17 protein-coding genes are annotated in these 14,655 nt (G+C 68.8%); 11 read left to right on the top strand and 6 right to left on the bottom strand.

Going from position 1 to position 14,655, the window contains the following annotated elements:
- Positions 1-128 precede the first annotated feature (128 nt).
- The 11 genes from flgB (at position 129) to flgL (ending at position 10,728) form a co-directional block, all read left to right on the top strand.
- A complete protein-coding gene (flgB, locus tag ACXAFN_RS11145) occupies positions 129-542 on the top strand; it encodes a flagellar basal body rod protein FlgB (protein ID WP_474988702.1) in 414 nt (137 codons plus the stop codon).
- Positions 543-557: 15 nt separating this feature from the next.
- On the top strand, positions 558-965 hold the full coding sequence (gene flgC / locus ACXAFN_RS11140) for a flagellar basal body rod protein FlgC (protein WP_474988700.1): 408 nt from the start codon (positions 558-560) through the stop codon (positions 963-965).
- Positions 966-969: 4 nt separating this feature from the next.
- Positions 970-1,683: a flagellar hook assembly protein FlgD gene (locus tag ACXAFN_RS11135; protein ID WP_474988698.1), complete on the top strand. Its 714-nt coding sequence runs from the start codon at positions 970-972 to the stop codon at positions 1,681-1,683.
- Between the two features lie 72 nt (positions 1,684-1,755).
- Positions 1,756-3,024 (top strand): flagellar hook protein FlgE, encoded by a 1,269-nt coding sequence (gene flgE / locus ACXAFN_RS11130; protein WP_474988696.1) that lies wholly within the window; start codon positions 1,756-1,758, stop codon positions 3,022-3,024.
- Positions 3,025-3,040: 16 nt separating this feature from the next.
- Positions 3,041-3,796 (top strand): flagellar basal body rod protein FlgF, encoded by a 756-nt coding sequence (locus ACXAFN_RS11125; protein WP_474988694.1) that lies wholly within the window; start codon positions 3,041-3,043, stop codon positions 3,794-3,796.
- A 25-nt stretch (positions 3,797-3,821) separates the two neighbouring features.
- The gene (flgG, locus tag ACXAFN_RS11120; RefSeq protein ID WP_474988692.1) at positions 3,822-4,604 is read left to right on the top strand and encodes a flagellar basal-body rod protein FlgG; all 783 of its coding nucleotides are present in this window, start codon (positions 3,822-3,824) and stop codon (positions 4,602-4,604) included.
- Between the two features lie 25 nt (positions 4,605-4,629).
- On the top strand, positions 4,630-5,313 hold the full coding sequence (locus tag ACXAFN_RS11115) for a flagellar basal body L-ring protein FlgH (RefSeq protein ID WP_474988690.1): 684 nt from the start codon (positions 4,630-4,632) through the stop codon (positions 5,311-5,313).
- 12 nt (positions 5,314-5,325) lie between these two features.
- On the top strand, positions 5,326-6,459 hold the full coding sequence (locus tag ACXAFN_RS11110; protein WP_474989100.1) for a flagellar basal body P-ring protein FlgI: 1,134 nt from the start codon (positions 5,326-5,328) through the stop codon (positions 6,457-6,459).
- On the top strand, positions 6,459-7,478 hold the full coding sequence (flgJ, locus tag ACXAFN_RS11105; RefSeq protein ID WP_474988688.1) for a flagellar assembly peptidoglycan hydrolase FlgJ: 1,020 nt from the start codon (positions 6,459-6,461) through the stop codon (positions 7,476-7,478). The genes ACXAFN_RS11110 and flgJ overlap by 1 nt, the downstream gene beginning before the upstream one ends.
- A gap of 82 nt (positions 7,479-7,560) precedes the next feature.
- Positions 7,561-9,483 carry a flagellar hook-associated protein FlgK gene (flgK, locus tag ACXAFN_RS11100; RefSeq protein ID WP_474988687.1) on the top strand — a complete coding sequence of 641 codons (1,923 nt, stop codon included), beginning with the start codon at positions 7,561-7,563 and terminating at the stop codon, positions 9,481-9,483.
- 18 nt (positions 9,484-9,501) lie between these two features.
- Positions 9,502-10,728 carry a flagellar hook-associated protein FlgL gene (gene flgL / locus ACXAFN_RS11095; protein ID WP_474988685.1) on the top strand — a complete coding sequence of 409 codons (1,227 nt, stop codon included), beginning with the start codon at positions 9,502-9,504 and terminating at the stop codon, positions 10,726-10,728.
- Between the two features lie 87 nt (positions 10,729-10,815).
- On the opposite strand, the gene fliR is transcribed toward flgL, so the two are convergent.
- Genes fliR through fliM form a run of 6 tightly spaced genes read right to left on the bottom strand, consistent with a single transcriptional unit; the run spans position 10,816 to position 14,654 of the window.
- Positions 10,816-11,610: a flagellar biosynthetic protein FliR gene (fliR, locus tag ACXAFN_RS11090; protein ID WP_474988683.1), complete on the bottom strand. Its 795-nt coding sequence runs from the start codon at positions 11,608-11,610 to the stop codon at positions 10,816-10,818.
- Between the two features lie 6 nt (positions 11,611-11,616).
- Entirely contained in the window at positions 11,617-11,886 is a 270-nt protein-coding gene (gene fliQ, locus ACXAFN_RS11085; protein WP_309652059.1) for a flagellar biosynthesis protein FliQ, read from the bottom strand.
- Between the two features lie 42 nt (positions 11,887-11,928).
- The gene (fliP, locus tag ACXAFN_RS11080) at positions 11,929-12,678 is read right to left on the bottom strand and encodes a flagellar type III secretion system pore protein FliP (protein WP_474988681.1); all 750 of its coding nucleotides are present in this window, start codon (positions 12,676-12,678) and stop codon (positions 11,929-11,931) included.
- The gene (gene fliO, locus ACXAFN_RS11075) at positions 12,675-13,109 is read right to left on the bottom strand and encodes a flagellar biosynthetic protein FliO (protein WP_474988679.1); all 435 of its coding nucleotides are present in this window, start codon (positions 13,107-13,109) and stop codon (positions 12,675-12,677) included. Before fliO ends, fliP begins: the two co-directional genes overlap by 4 nt.
- Positions 13,106-13,618: a flagellar motor switch protein FliN gene (gene fliN, locus ACXAFN_RS11070; protein WP_474988677.1), complete on the bottom strand. Its 513-nt coding sequence runs from the start codon at positions 13,616-13,618 to the stop codon at positions 13,106-13,108. Before fliN ends, fliO begins: the two co-directional genes overlap by 4 nt.
- Complete coding sequence (gene fliM / locus ACXAFN_RS11065) at positions 13,611-14,654, bottom strand: flagellar motor switch protein FliM (protein WP_474988676.1); 1,044 nt, start codon at positions 14,652-14,654, stop codon at positions 13,611-13,613. Before fliM ends, fliN begins: the two co-directional genes overlap by 8 nt.
- Position 14,655: the final 1 nt, after the last annotated feature.

The following is a 14,655-nucleotide window of genomic DNA, read 5'->3' as shown; positions in this document are numbered from 1 at the left end:
TCTAGCGCCCGCCCCCGATGGGAAGGCGGTGAAATGGCCGGCCTATTGTCGGCTGTTCGACCCTTTGGGATGACAGTTCCCTGGCTATTCTCCAACGTCGACGAATTTCCTTTTCCGGAGCGTGCCGGATGATCGATCAGCTCGAAGCCGCCTTCAACTTCCACCAGCAGGCGCTGGGGTTGCGGCATGAACGCCAGAAGGTGCTGGCCAGCAACATCGCCAATGCCGATACCCCGGGCTACAAGGCCCGCGACATGGACTTCTCCGGCGAGCTGGCCAAGGCCGTGCGCCATGGTCGGTCGGCCCAGGGCGGGCTTGACCTGGCGCGTACCGATGCCGGTCATCTGGCCGGCCAGGCCCCGGCGGCGCCGAATCGCGAGCTCCTCTACCGGGTGCCGGACCAGCCGAGCCTCGACGGCAACACCGTGGAGATGGATCGCGAGCGCGCCGCCTTCGCGGACAACTCGGTGCGCTACCAGGCGTCCCTGAACTTCCTCACCAGTCGCATCCAGGGCCTCAAGAAGGCCATGCAACCCGAATAAGCCAGGAGCGGAACCATGTCGATGTTTTCCGTGTTCGATATCTCCGGCTCGGCCATGAGCGCCCAGTCGCAACGCATGAACGTCACCGCCAGCAACCTGGCCAACGCCGACAGCGTGGCCGGCCCCGATGGCGAGGCCTATCGCGCCAAGCAGGTGATGTTCGAGAGCCAGGCCGCGACCCGCGACGGTATCGGCGGGGTCGGGGTGCGCGAGGTGGTCGAGGACCCGTCGCCGCTGCGCCGGGAATACCGCCCCGAGCACCCGCTGGCCGACGAGCAGGGCTACGTGAGCATGCCCAACGTCGATCCCGTGGCGGAGATGGCCAACATGATCTCCGCTTCCCGTTCCTATCAGGCCAATGTCGAGGTCATGAACACCAACAAGCAGTTGATGCTCGAGACCCTGACCCTGGGCGAGGGCTGATCCCATGGCGACGACCATCGATTCCGGCGTGTTGAACACGCTCAATAGCGGCGCCTCCGCTGGCGCCACCAGTACCAGCGCCGCGCTGAGTGCCGGCCAGTCGGACGAGCTGCGCAACAACTTCATGACGATGCTGGTGACGCAGCTGCAGAACCAGGATCCGCTGAGCCCGATGAAGAACGAGGAGATGACCTCGCAGCTGGCGCAGATCAATACCGTCAGCGGCATCGAGGAGCTCAACGAGTCCCTGACCGCGATCACCGATCAGATCGATGCCGGCCAGACGCTCCAGGCCACCGCCCTGATCGGCCAGGGCGTGCTGGTGCCCGGCAACCGTGTGCTGCTCGACACCGGCGAGGAGGGTGAAGTGGCCACCACGCCGCTGGGCATCGAGCTGGCCGGGCCCGCCGACCAGGTCACCGTGACCGTCACCAACGACTCCGGCGAGGTCGTCAACCGCTATGAGCTGGGCGACCTCAAGGCCGGGGTGCAGTCCTTCAACTGGAACGGCGAGACCAGCGGCGGTGAGACCGCCGCCGATGGCGCCTACCAGTTCCGCGTCGAGGCCACTCGGGACGGCGAGACGGTGACGGTGGAGGCGCTCAACTACGCCGTGGTCAATCGCGTCACGCCCCCCGCCGAGGGCGGTGAGGTGCAGCTCGACCTCGGGGGCGTCTACGGCCAGGTGGGACTCGCCGACATCAAGCAGATTCTGTGACGCGCCGGAGCCGGGCGCGAGGCGCGGGTCGGCTCACCATCTTTCACGATTCGAAAACGCAGGGATAACGACATGGGTTTCTCACAAGCGCTCAGCGGCCTGAATGCCGCCTCGTCCAGCCTCGACGTGCTGGGCAACAACATCGCCAACTCCCAGACCGTGGGCTACAAGGGCGCCAGCGCCCAGTTCGCCGACATCTTCGCCGGCAGCACCGGCCTCGGCACCAAGGTGTCCGCCATTCTCCAGGACTTCGGCGACGGCAACATCGAGAACACCGGGCGCAACCTCGACCTGGCGATCAGCGGTGACGGCTTCTACCGCTTCCAGCAGGACGGCGAGGTGGTCTACTCGCGCAATGGCCAGCTCAGCATGACCGCCGACGGCTTCCTGGAGAACGCCCAGGGCGCGCGGATCATGGGCTATGGTCTCAACGCGGCCGGCAACGTCCAGGTCGGCGGCCAGCCCCAGGTGCTGCAGGTGGCGGCCGACGACATGCCGGCCAGCGCCACCACCGGCGTGGCCACCACCTTCAACCTGGATTCCCGCGAGGTCGTCGGCGAGGAACTCAGCCAGGCCACGGTGTCGACCGACATGACCAACCCGGCGGGCACCGAGCAGACCATCGACTACCACTTCTCGAACAACTTCTCGGTCTACGACTCGCTGGGCAACCCGCGCAACGTCACCGTCTACTACCAGAAGACCGGGGCCGACAATACCTGGTCCGCCAAGGTGGCCATGGACGGCCACTATGATGCCGCCAATGACTTCACGGTGTCGTTCGACAACAACGGCCAGCTCGACACCATCAACGGTGCCGCGGCGACCCCGGCCAACATGCCGACCATCGACGTGGCCAACGATGCCACCACCCCGCTCGGCACCGGGCCGGCGGCGATGGCCTTCGGTCTCGACATCGCCGGCTCCACCCAGTTCGGCAACGCCTCGGCGACCAATGCGCTGACCCAGGACGGCTACACCTCCGGCGCCCTGGTGGGCATCACCATCCAGGACGACGGCACGGTGATGCGCAACTACGCCAACGAGCAGTCGGTGCCCGCCGGGCAGATCGCCCTGGCCAACTTCCGCAATCCCGAGGGGCTCGAATCGGTGGGCGACAACGCCTGGGCGGCCACCGCGGCCTCCGGCCAGGAGCTGGTCGGCGAGCCGGGCACCGGGGTGCTTGGCAGCGTGCAGTCCGGCGCCATCGAGACCTCCAACGTGGACCTGGCCAAGCAGCTGGTGGACATGATCGTCACCCAGCGCGCCTACCAGGCCAACTCCCAGACCATCTCGACCCAGGACGAGGTCCTGCAGGCCGCCATCAACCTGAGCCGCTAAGCCCGGGAGCTGACCCATGGATCGCATCCTCTACACCGCGATGAGCGGCGCCCGGCAGAGCATGGAGCAGCAGGCGGTGGTCAGCCACAACCTGTCCAATGCCTCCACCAGCGGCTTTCGCGCCCAGCTGCATGCCATGCGCGCGGTGCCGGTGCAGGGCGATGGCCGCCTGGACACCCGCGCCTCGGTGGCGGCCTCCACGCCTGGTGCCGACTTCTCGCCGGGGCCCATGACCCGCACCGGTCGCACCCTTGACGTGGCGCTCCAGGGCGATGCCTGGCTCGCCGTCCAGGCGCCGGACGGCAGCGAGGCCTATACCCGCCGCGGCGATCTGCAGGTGGACGGCGATGGCCTGGTGCGCAGCGCCGGCCGGCCGGTGATCGGCGAGGGCGGTCCGATCCAGGTGCCGCTGGGCGCCGAGCTGTCGATGGGCAGCGACGGCACCCTCAGTGCCATCGCCCCGGGCCAGGGGCCCGAGGCCCTGGTCGAGGTAGGCCGCCTCAAGCTGGTCACGCCCGGCGAGGCGGGTCTCGCCCGCGGCGAGGACGGGCTGTTCCGCGGCCCCGCCAACGAGGAGGGCGTTGCCGGCGTGCTGCCCGGCGACGAGCAGGCGCGGCTGGTCAGCGGGGCGCTGGAGGGCAGCAACGTCAATCCGGTGGAGGCCATGGTGTCGATGATCGACGTGGCGCGTCGCTACGAGATGCAGACCAAGGTCATGAGCACCGCCGACGAGAACGACCAGCGGGCCAATAGCCTGCTCTCGCTGCGCTGAGTGGCAAGAATATGAGGAATTCAAGATGATCAAGTCACTGTGGACGGCCAAGACCGGGCTGGAGTCCCAGCAGGTCCAGCTGGACGTCATTTCCAACAACCTGGCCAACGTCAACACCAACGGCTTCAAGCAGTCCCGGGCGGTGTTCGAGGACCTGCTCTACCAGAACCTGCGCCAGCCCGGGGCCCAGAACAACGCCCAGGACCGCCTGCCGTCGGGCATGCAGGTCGGCACCGGGGTGCGTCCGGTGGCCACCGAGCGGCTGCACACCCAGGGCGGGCTCGAGGAGACCGGTAACAGCCGTGACCTGGCGATCGAGGGCCGCGGCTTCTTCCAGGTGCTGATGCCCGACGGCACCACCGCCTATACCCGCGACGGCAGCTTCCAGCTCGATGCCAACGGCCAGATGGTCACCGCCAACGGCTACCCGCTGGAGCCGGCGATCGTGATTCCGCCCAATGCCCTGTCGGTGAACATCGGCGAAGACGGCATCGTCTCGGTGAAGGTGCCGGGCGACACCGAGCTGCAGGAGGTCGGCCAGATCACCCTCTCGCGCTTCGTCAATCCCACCGGGCTCGAGAGCCTGGGCGGCAACCTCTATGCCGAGACCACCGCCTCCGGGCCGCGCAACGAGGACATTCCGGGCATCAACGGCACCGGGCAGGTCATGCAGAACTACGTCGAGACCTCGAACGTCAACGTGGTCAAGGAGATGGTCAGCATGATCCAGACCCAGCGCGCCTACGAGATCAACAGCAAGGCCGTGCAGACCAGCGACGAGATGCTGGCGCGCCTGGCCCAACTGTGACGATGCGTCCCGGGAGACTCCAGGCATGAGAGGCGGAATTCTCGGACGTCGCGGGGCCGGCGTCCTGCTGCTGGCGCTGTCGGTGTTGGGGGGCTGTGCCCAGATCCCCCACGCGTCGGTGGTCGGCGAGCAGGAGCGGATCGACATTCCCGAACGGCCGCTGGCCCAGGCCAACGGTGCCATCTACCAGCCTCGGCGCGGCTACCAGCCGCTGTTCGAGGACCGCCGACCGCGCATGCGTGGCGATATCCTGACCATCGTGCTGGACGAGCAGGTCAGCGCCAGCAAGAACTCCCGCTCCAACGCCGATCGCAACGGTTCCGCCGGCCTGGAGCTGGCCCAGCTGCCGGACGCCCTCGACACCCTGGCCGAGTACGGTTTCGACGTCTCCGGGGAGAACGACTTCGAGGGCGGCGGCGGCTCCCAGGCCAACAACTCCTTCACCGGCACCATCACGGTCAGCGTGGTGGACGTGATGGGCAACGGCAACCTCAGGGTGCGGGGCGAGAAGCAGATCGCCATCAACCAGGGCACCGAGTTCATCCGCTTCGGCGGGGTCGTCAATCCCCGCGACATCACCGGCGAGAACACCGTGCCCTCCACCGCGGTGGCCGATGCCCGCATCGAGTACGTGGGCGACGGCTATATCAACGAGGCGCAGCACATGGGCTGGCTGCAGCGTTTCTTCCTCAACGTTTCGCCCTTCTGAGGGAATGGCATGATGACCGGCAACCGACGCGCGCCGAGCGCGCGCCCCTCGCTGGCCCGCGGGCTGGCCCTGCTGCTGCTGATCCTGGTGGCCCTGCCGGCCCAGGCCGAGCGCCTGCGCGACATGGCCAGCTTCGCCGGCGTGCGCGACAACGCCCTGGTCGGCTACGGCCTGGTGGTGGGGCTCGACGGCACCGGCGACCGCACCACCCAGGCGCCGTTCACCGGGCAGAGCCTGACCAACATGCTGTCCCAGCTGGGCATCACCGTGCCGCCCGGCACCAACATGCAGTTGCGCAACGTGGCGGCGGTGATGGTCACCGCCGAGATGCCGCCCTTCGCCCGGCCGGGCCAGGACCTCGACGTGGTGGTGTCCTCGGTGGGCAACGCCGACAGCCTGCGCGGCGGCACCCTGTTGATGACCCCGCTCAAGGGCGCCGACGGCGATACCTACGCCCTCGCCCAGGGCAATCTGCTGGTCGCCGGCGCCAGCGCCTCGGGCGGCGGGACCAGCGTGCAGGTCAACCAGCAGGGCGGCGGACGCATCCCCGGCGGCGCCACCATCGAGCGCGGCGTGCCGCTGGACCTGGGCGCCAACGGCGGCGTGCTCGAGCTGCAGTTGGAGAGCGACGACTTCAGCACCGCCCAGCGCGCGGTCAACGCCATCAACCAGGAGTTCGGCCGCATCGTGGCCTCGGCGCGCAACGCCCGGGTGATCGCCCTCGACGGGCCCCGCGACGCCAACGCTCGGGTCAACTTCATGGCCCGGGTCGAGAACGTCCGGGTGACCCCCAGCGAGGAGCCGGCCCGGGTGGTGCTCAACTCGCGCACCGGCTCCGTGGTGCTCAATGGCCAGGTGACCCTGCAGCGGGCGGCGGTGGCCCAGGGCAACCTGTCGATCGTCATCGACAGCGACTTCGGCGTCAGCCAGCCCAACCCCTTCACCGACGGCGACACCGTGGTGGTGCAGGACACCGAGATCAGCATCCAGCAGCAGCCCGGCACCCTGAAGGTGGTCGAGGGCGCCGACCTGCTCGAGGTGGTGGACGCGCTGAACTCCCTGGGCGCCACGCCCAATGACCTGATGTCGATCCTCGAGGCGCTCAAGGAAGCGGGCTCGCTGCGCGCCGAACTGGAGATCATCTGATGAGCCTGGACACTCCCGGTGGCATGAGCGGCCAGTTCGCCCTGGACATCCAGGGCCTGGAGCGGCTCAAGCACTCCGCCAGCCAGGCCCCCGGCCAGGGGCTCGAGGGCGCGGCCAAGCAGTTCGAGGCGCTGTTCGTGCAGATGATGATGAAGAGCATGCGCGACGCGGTGCCGTCGTCGGGACTGCTCGACAGCCGCCAGGGCGACTTCTACCAGGAGCTGCTCGACAAGCAGTGGTCCCAGGGCGTCGCCGAGCGCGGCGTGGGGCTGGCCGAGCAGCTGGTCGCCCAGCTCGAGGGTCGCCTCGGCGAACGGCCCGCCGGCGGGCAGCGGGACATCGAGGCGCTGATCGCCGGCATCCCCCGCGGCACCCCGCGGCCGCTGACGGACGCGCTGGCGGCCGGCCCCGAGGCCGACGACGGCGACCCGGCGGCGCCGGCCTCCTTCCTCGAGGCGCTGCAGACCGGTGCCGGCGAGCGCGAGGTCGCCGCCGCATCCGGGTCGGCCGCGACGAGCGGGCGGCCCGAGCATGTCGAGGCGTTCCTGTCGCGGCTGAGCGAGCCGGCCCGCGAGGCCAGCCGCGCGAGCGGCGTGCCGGCCGAGCTGATCCTGGCCCAGGCGGCGCTCGAGACCGGCTGGGGGCGCCGCGAGATCGCCACCGCCGATGGCGGCAACAGCCACAACCTGTTCGGCATCAAGGCCGGCAGTCGCTGGCGCGGCGAGACCACCGAGATCCTGACCCACGAGGTCATCGATGGCCGCCGCCGGGCGGTGCGCGACGATTTCCGGGTCTATGGCTCCTTCGAGGAGGCCTTCACCGACTATGCCCGGCTGATCGGCGACAACCCCCGCTATGCCGGCGTGACCGCGGCGGCGACCCCCGACCAGGCGGCCCGGGCCCTGCAGCGCGGCGGCTATGCCACCGACCCGGCCTACGCCGACAAGCTGATCGCGGTGATGGATACCCTGGGCCCGCTGGCCGGGGGCGACATGCTGGCCCGGGCCGGCACGCCCTGAGCGAGGGATTCGTCGGGGCGATGGCCTCAAGTTCGGCCCGGCGTGGCCGATAGCCAGACAATCGGCATAAGGGAATACCGTCATGAGCATCTTCTCCACGGGCCTAAGCGGCCTCAACGCCGCCCAGAACGCCCTGGCCACCACCAGCAACAACATCAGCAACGTCTTCACGCCGGGCTACAACCGTGAGGTCACCCTGCTCGGCGAGAGCAGCACCGGCAACGGCGGGGTCCGGGTCGAGGACATCCAGCGCCAGTTCAACCGCTACATCGCCGACCAGCTCAACGCCGCGACCAGCAAGACCAGCGCCCTGGAGGCCTACGGCGGCCAGGTGGAGCAGATCGACAGCCTGCTGGCCGATCGCGAGGCCGGCCTGTCGCCGCTGATGCAGGACTTCTTCTCGGCCATGGAAGACCTGGCCAGCGCGCCCTCCGACCCCGCCGCCCGCCAGGGCGTGCTGGGCTCGGCGGATACCCTGAGCGCCCAGTTCCGCTCCTTCGACGGCTACCTGCAGGACATGCAGGAGGGCATCAACGGCCAGATCGAGGACGAGATCACCCAGATCAACAACGCCACCGAGCAGCTGGCCGGCATCAACCGCGAGATCGCCCTGGCCCGCGCCAAGCAGGGCGAGGCGCCCAATGCCCTGCTCAACCAGCGCGACCAGCTGGTCCAGGAACTCAGCGAGCGCATGGACCTGCGGCTGAACGTCCAGGACGGCTCGTCCTACAACGTCAGCCTGGCCAACGGCCAGCCGCTGGTGCTCGGCGACCGCAGCTTCGCGCTGGAGGCCATGGCCTCGCCCGAGGATCCCCAGCGCACGGTGATCGGCTATCCCGATTCCAGCGGCAACGTCAGGGCGCTGGACGAGGAGGCGGTCTCCGGGGGCACCCTCGGCGGGCTGATGAGCTTCCGTGCCGAGACCCTCGACAAGACCCAGAACCAGATCGGCCAGATGGCCGTGTCGCTGGCCGTGGCGATCAACCAGCAGCATGCCAACGGCGTCGACCTGGACGGTAACCAGGGCGGCGACTTCTTCTCCATCGGCCAGCCGCAAGCCTTCTCGGACGACGGCAACCTGGGCGGCGCCGAGATCAGCGGGGCGGCGTTCGATACCGACAACATCGATCGCCTCGCGGCCACCGACTATTCGGTGCGGGTGCTGAATGCGCCGCCCGCGGGGCCCGCCGACTTCGAGGTCACCCGCCGGGACAACGGCGAGGTGCTGGATGCCGGTGAGCTGGCCTTCGACGATCCTAACGGCGACGGCACCGACGCCACCCTGAGCTTCGGCGGCGTCACCCTGACCTTCGACGATGCCAACCAGATGGCCGGCAACGACCGCTTCGAGGTCCAGCCGGTGCGGCGCGCCGCCGCGGAGCTCGAGAGCGCCATCGCCGACCTCGATGCCATCGCCGCGGGCAGCCTGGTGCAGGGCGACGCCGAGGCCGTCGCCTCCTTCCAGGCCGAGCCCGGCAATGCCCTGACCTCCGGCGACGCGCCCTGGTCGCTGGCGATCAGCGACGACGGCAGCGGCGGCTTCGATATCGTGGCCACCGGCGATGGCGGGGCGACCCAGAACTTCAACGTGCAGCCGGGCGACGAGATCACCCTGGACGGCGTGACCCTGACCCTGGGCGAGCTCGAGGACGGCCAGAGCGTGCGTCTGGACCTCGACGGCGCCGGCAGCGGCGACAACCGCAACGCCCTGGCCCTGCAGGATCTGCAGCAGGAGAAGGTCGTGGGGGGCTCGGCGTCGCTGAGCGGCGCCTATGGCGCCATGGTCAGCGACGTCGGCAACCGGACCAATATCGTGCAGGTCAACCTGGACGCGCAGCAGGGGCTCAGCGAGCAGCTGCGGGCCGCCCAGCAGGCGGAGTCCGGCGTCAATCTGGACGAGGAAGCGGCCAACCTGATCCGCTACCAGCAGTTCTACCAGGCCAATGCCAAGGTCATCGAAACCGGCACCACGGTCATCGACACCGTGCTCGGCCTGCGCGGTTGATAGAGGGAGACCCGAGAGATGCGTATCAGCACCGTCACCATGTTCGAGCAGAGCGTCACCTCGCTCAACCAGCAGCAGTCGGACTTCCTCAAGGTCAGCCAGCAGATCGCCAGCGGTCGCCGGGTGGTCAACCCGTCCGACGATCCCCAGGCGGCCTCCCAGGCGGTGGGCGTCGACCAGTCCCAGGCGGTCACCCAGCAGTACACCGATTCCCGGGTCAGCGCCCGCAACTCGCTGTCCCAGGCCGAGAGCGTGCTCAACAGCGTCAGCGACGCCGTGGCCAGCGCCAAGACGCTGCTGGTCCAGGCCTCCAGCGAGACGCTCGGCGATGCCGACCGGCAGTCCGTGGCCAGTGAGCTGCGCGGGGTCTACGAGACCCTGGTCGGCCAGGCCAACGCCACCGACGGCAACGGCAACTACCTGTTCGGCGGCTATCGCGACGACAGCGCGCCCTTCGTCAGGAACGCCGGCGGCGAGATCGAGTACGTGGGCGACAGCCGGGTCCGCGAGCAGCGCATCGACGCCTCGCGGCTGATGGAGGTCAGCGACAGCGGCGAGGCGATCTTCCGCAGCGTGCCGAGCGGCGCCGGCCATGTGGCCACCGCCGACCCGGGCAACGGTGGCAGCGTCACCTTCAAGGGGCCTCAGGTCGTCGACGATGAGGCCGTGTCGTCCGGCGAGGGCTACACGCTGACCTTCGCCGGGGATGCCAGTTCGGGCTACACCTACGAGGTGCAGGACGGCGCCGGCACCAGCGTCGCCTCGGGCAGCTACGACCCCGACAGCGAGCAGCCGGCACGGGTCGAGTTCGAGGGCCTGGTCATGGAACTCCGGGGCGAGCCGGCGGCCGGCGACAGCATCGCCATCGATCCCGCCGACCAGGGCAATACCGACCTCTTCACCACCCTCGAGAACGCGATCGGCGTACTCGAGAGCCCCGCCGGCACCGATGCCGGCCAGGCCGCCCTGCGCAATACCCTGAGCACCTCCATGCGCGAGCTGGACAACAGCCTGGACAACGTCCTGACCGTGCGTGCCTCCATGGGCGCGCGGCTCAACGAGCTGGACGTGGTGGACGGCGTCAGCGCCAACCGCAGCCTCAACTACGCCCAGACCCTGTCCGACCTGGTCGACCTCGACTATGCCGAGGCGATCTCCGAATACAGCCTGCGCCAGGTCGGCATGCAGGCCTCCCAGCAGACCTTCGCCGACATGAAGGGCATGTCGCTCTTCCAGTACCTCTGATCCCCCGAGCCCTGCCGGTCATGGTGCCTTACGGCCATGACCCCTTGTCCCGCCCCGCTGCATCCCGCCGGGGCGGTTTTTTTCGCCTCAGCCGCCCAGCGGGGCCAGGGCGTCGAGCAGGCCGCTCAGGGTGTCGAGGCCCTGGCCGAACAGCCGCTCGAGGAAGCGGCCCAGGTCGGTCATCAGCACCATCAGCAGGATCACCCCCACGGTCAGCGAGGTCGGGAAGCCGATGTTGAACACCGTGAGCTGCGGCGCCGAGCGGTTGAGGATGCCCAGCGACAGGTTGATGATCAGCAGCGCGGCGACCAGCGGCAGCGCCAGCAGCATGCCGGCGGTGAAGATGGTGCCGCCGTAGCGGGCCAGCATCTCGAAGGCGGCGGGGTCGTAGCGGCCCAGGCCGATGGGCAGCGCCGCGAAGCTCGAGGCGAGGATCTCGATCACCATCAAGTGGCCGTTGAAGGCCAGGAACATCAGCAGCGTGATCATGTAGAGGATCCGCGACAGCACCATCATGTTGGTGCCGCTCGAGGGATCGAAGAAGGTGGCGAAGGCCAGCCCCATCTGCAGGCCGATGAACTCGCCGGTGGCCTGGACCACCACCAGGGTCACCCGCATCACCAGCCCCATGGCGGCACCGATCAGCAGCTGCTCGACGATGATGCCGAAGCCCGCCCAGGACATCAGCGGCACCTCCGGCATGGGCGGCAGCACCGGCGACATGACCACGGTGAGCGCCCCGGCCAGGCCGATCTTGGCCTGGCGCGGCACGCTGGAGTGCCCCCAGATCGGCGAGGTCAGCATCAGGCCGGTGATGCGGCAGAACGGCCACAGGAAGGCGACCAGCCAGCTCTGCAGCTGGGCGAAGGTGATCTCGACCATCGGCCGCTACATCACCAGGTTGGGGATGTTGCCGAACAGCTCGCGGGTGAAGGTGGTGATCAGCCCGAGCAGCCAGGGGCCGGCGAGCACCAGCACGGCGAACACCGCCAGGATCTTGGGGATGAACGACAGGGTCATCTCGTTGATCTGGGTGGCGGCCTGGAACAGGCTGACCAGCAGGCCGGTGAACAGCGCGGTGAGCAGCAGCGGGCCGGCCAGCAGCAGGGTCACCCGCATGCCCTGGTAGGCGATGGTCATTACCGTCTCGGGGGTCATGGCATGCGTCCCGGGTCAGAGGTGGAGGGTCGGCGGGGGCGCTCAGAGATAGAAGCTTTCCGCCAGCGAACCGATGATCAGCTGCCAGCCGTCCACCAGCACGAACAGCATCAGCTTGAAGGGCAGCGAGATGGTGATCGGCGGCACCATCATCATCCCCAGGCTCATCAGGGTGCTGGCCACCACCAGGTCGATGATCAGGAAGGGGATGAAGATCGTGAAGCCGATCTGGAAAGCGGTCTTCAGCTCGCTGGTCACGAACGCCGGCACCAGCACCCTGAGCGGCACGTCCTCCGGGCCCTGCAGGGGGCCGACCTCGGCCAGGCCGGCGAACATCCCCAGGTCCGGCTCGCGGGTCTGGGCCAGCATGAACTCGCGGAAGGGGCCCTGGGCCTGGGCCAGGAACTCGGGGAAGGCGATGTCGCCGTTGGACAGCGGCACCCAGGCCTGGTCGTACACCTCGCCGAACACCGGCGCCATGATGAAGAAGGTCAGGAACAGCGCCAGGCCCAGCAGGATCTGGTTGGGCGGCGTGGCCTGGGTGCCCATGGCGGTGCGCAGCAGGCTGAGCACGATGATGATGCGGGTGAAGCTGGTCATCATCAGCAGCGCCGCCGGCAGGAAGGCCAGCGAGCTGAGCAGCAGCAGGGTCTGCAGCGACAGCGACCAGCGCTGGCCGCCGTCTTCCATGGGCTGGCTGATCAGGCCCGGGATCTGCTGGGCCAGCGCCAGGCCGGGCAGCAGCACCAGGGCCAGGGCCAGCCAGCGGGCGTGACGGGGGGCGAGCGTCATGAACGCCCCCGGCCGTTGCGACCCAGGCCGGCGTTGTGGCGCAGCGCCTGGGCGAAGCGCGCGGCGAAGCCGTCGTCCCGGGACACCGGGGACGCCGGCTCGGCCGCCGAGGGCTCGGGGGCGGGCATCTCGTGCAGCTTGTTGACCTGGCCGCCGCCGACGCCCAGCACCAGCCAGGTCGACTCCACCTCGACGATCACCACCCGCTCGCGGTGGCCGATGCCGGTGCTGCCGACCAGCCGCGGGCGATGGCCCTGGCCGCGTCCGCCGCCGCCCAGGCGCCGCAGCAGCAGGCTGCAGCCGAGAATCACCACCAGCACCAGGGCCAGGGCGGCGGCCGTCTTGCCCAGGGTGGCCATGCCCACCAGGGCCTCGCCGCCGGCGGCCAGGCCCTCGGCGGCGGTGCTTGCGCTGGAAGCGGTCTCGCTCATCGGTTCAGCTTCTGGACCCGTTCGGACGGCGTGATGATCTCGGTGATGCGGATGCCGTACTTGTCGTCCACCACCACCACCTCGCCCTGGGCGATCAGGTAGCCGTTGATCAGGATGTCCATGGGCTCCCCGGCCAGGCCCTCCAGCTCGATCACCGAGCCCTGGGCCAGCTCCAGCAGCTGCTTGATGGTCAGCTTGGTGCGCCCCAGCTCCACGGTCAGCTTGACCGGGATGTCCATGATCATCTCGAGATCGCGGGGCACCGGGCTGCCCTGGCTGTCCTGCAGCGGCTGGAAGACGCTGTCGCTGGCCGGCTGCGCCGGGGACTCGGCCGCTTCCTCGGCCGGCGCCTCATCGCCCTCGGCCGACTCGGAGGCGGCCTGCTCGGCCATGGCCGCGGCCCAGGGGTCTTCGTCCTCGCTCGGGGTGGCGTCGCCCTCCTGCTCGGACATGGCGGCCGCCCACTCGTCGTCGAGGGGGCGATCGTCGGGCTTGTTGGGATCAGTCATGCTTGGCTTCCTTGGGTTTCGGCTGGGCCGACCTGACGAAGGCGCTGGACGGCGCATGGCCCGCGGCATGGTCGAACAGGCGCAGCACGCGCAGCGCCCGCTGTTCCTGCTGGCTGCCGTACTCGCACTCCATCACCGGCACGCCGTCGACGCTGGCGCTGACCGTCTCGGGCAGCTCCAGCGGCAGCACGTCGCCGGCCTTGAGGGCCAGCACCTGGGCGATGCGGGAGGGAATGTCGGCGAAATTGGCCACCAGCTCGATCTCTGACTGGCGGAGCTCGCCGGCCATGCGCTTCGACCAGGTACCGTCCTGGTCCTGGTGACCGTCGTTGAGCGGGTTGGTCAGCAGGTCGCGCAGCGGCTCGATCATCGAGTAGGGCATGCAGATCTGGAAGCTGCTGGCCAGGTTGCCCACCTCGAGGTTGAAGCTGGTGTTGACCACGATCTCGTTGGGCGAGTTGGTGATGTTGGCGAACTTCGACTGCATCTCGCTGCGCAGGAAGCTGATCTCCAGCGGATAGACCGACTTCCAGGATTCGGCGTAGGCGTCGATGGCCAACTGCAGCATGCGCTGGATGATGCGCTGCTCGGTGTTGGTGAACTCGCGGCCCTCGGACTTGGTCAGGAAGCGACCGTCGCCGCCGAACAGGTTGTCCACCACCATGAACACCAGGCTGGGGGGGAAGACGATCAGCGCCGAGCCCTTGAGCGGCTTCATGGCGATCATGTTGATGTTGGTGGGGACCGGCACGTTGCGCGAGAAGTCGCTGTAGCTCTGGTACTTCACCGAGTCCACGGTGATGTCGGCGCTGCGCCGGATCAGGTTGAACAGCCCCATCCGGAAATAGCGGGCGAAGCGCTCGTTGATCATGTCCAGCGCATGCAGGCGCTCGCGGATGATGCGGTGCTGGGAGGCCGGGTCGAAGGGACGCACCTGGGGCTGGCCGTCGTTGCCGCCGCTGGGTTCGTCATCCCCGCTGACGCCCTTGAGCAGGGCATCGATCTCGTCCTGGGAGAGCAGATCGTCTTGGGACATG

It is taken from the genome of Halomonas sp. ABH4_019 (assembly GCF_056159885.1).
This window is presented reverse-complemented; position numbering and strand designations above follow the sequence as displayed.

Bases quoted from the DNA above. Each gene is read 5' to 3' on its own strand.
- fliQ (WP_309652059.1), bottom strand. From the start codon at position 11,886: ATGACCCCCGAGACGGTAATGACCATCGCCTACCAGGGCATGCGGGTG.
- flgC (WP_474988700.1), top strand. From the start codon at position 558: ATGTCGATGTTTTCCGTGTTCGATATCTCCGGCTCGGCCATGAGCGCC.
- fliN (WP_474988677.1), bottom strand. From the start codon at position 13,618: ATGACTGATCCCAACAAGCCCGACGATCGCCCCCTCGACGACGAGTGG.
- fliR (WP_474988683.1), bottom strand. From the start codon at position 11,610: ATGGTCGAGATCACCTTCGCCCAGCTGCAGAGCTGGCTGGTCGCCTTC.
- fliP (WP_474988681.1), bottom strand. From the start codon at position 12,678: ATGACGCTCGCCCCCCGTCACGCCCGCTGGCTGGCCCTGGCCCTGGTG.
- flgJ (WP_474988688.1), top strand. From the start codon at position 6,459: ATGAGCCTGGACACTCCCGGTGGCATGAGCGGCCAGTTCGCCCTGGAC.
- flgB (WP_474988702.1), top strand. From the start codon at position 129: ATGATCGATCAGCTCGAAGCCGCCTTCAACTTCCACCAGCAGGCGCTG.
- ACXAFN_RS11135 (WP_474988698.1), top strand. From the start codon at position 970: ATGGCGACGACCATCGATTCCGGCGTGTTGAACACGCTCAATAGCGGC.
- fliM (WP_474988676.1), bottom strand. From the start codon at position 14,654: ATGTCCCAAGACGATCTGCTCTCCCAGGACGAGATCGATGCCCTGCTC.
- fliO (WP_474988679.1), bottom strand. From the start codon at position 13,109: ATGAGCGAGACCGCTTCCAGCGCAAGCACCGCCGCCGAGGGCCTGGCC.
- flgG (WP_474988692.1), top strand. From the start codon at position 3,822: ATGATCAAGTCACTGTGGACGGCCAAGACCGGGCTGGAGTCCCAGCAG.
- flgL (WP_474988685.1), top strand. From the start codon at position 9,502: ATGCGTATCAGCACCGTCACCATGTTCGAGCAGAGCGTCACCTCGCTC.
- ACXAFN_RS11110 (WP_474989100.1), top strand. From the start codon at position 5,326: ATGACCGGCAACCGACGCGCGCCGAGCGCGCGCCCCTCGCTGGCCCGC.
- ACXAFN_RS11115 (WP_474988690.1), top strand. From the start codon at position 4,630: ATGAGAGGCGGAATTCTCGGACGTCGCGGGGCCGGCGTCCTGCTGCTG.
- ACXAFN_RS11125 (WP_474988694.1), top strand. From the start codon at position 3,041: ATGGATCGCATCCTCTACACCGCGATGAGCGGCGCCCGGCAGAGCATG.
- flgE (WP_474988696.1), top strand. From the start codon at position 1,756: ATGGGTTTCTCACAAGCGCTCAGCGGCCTGAATGCCGCCTCGTCCAGC.
- flgK (WP_474988687.1), top strand. From the start codon at position 7,561: ATGAGCATCTTCTCCACGGGCCTAAGCGGCCTCAACGCCGCCCAGAAC.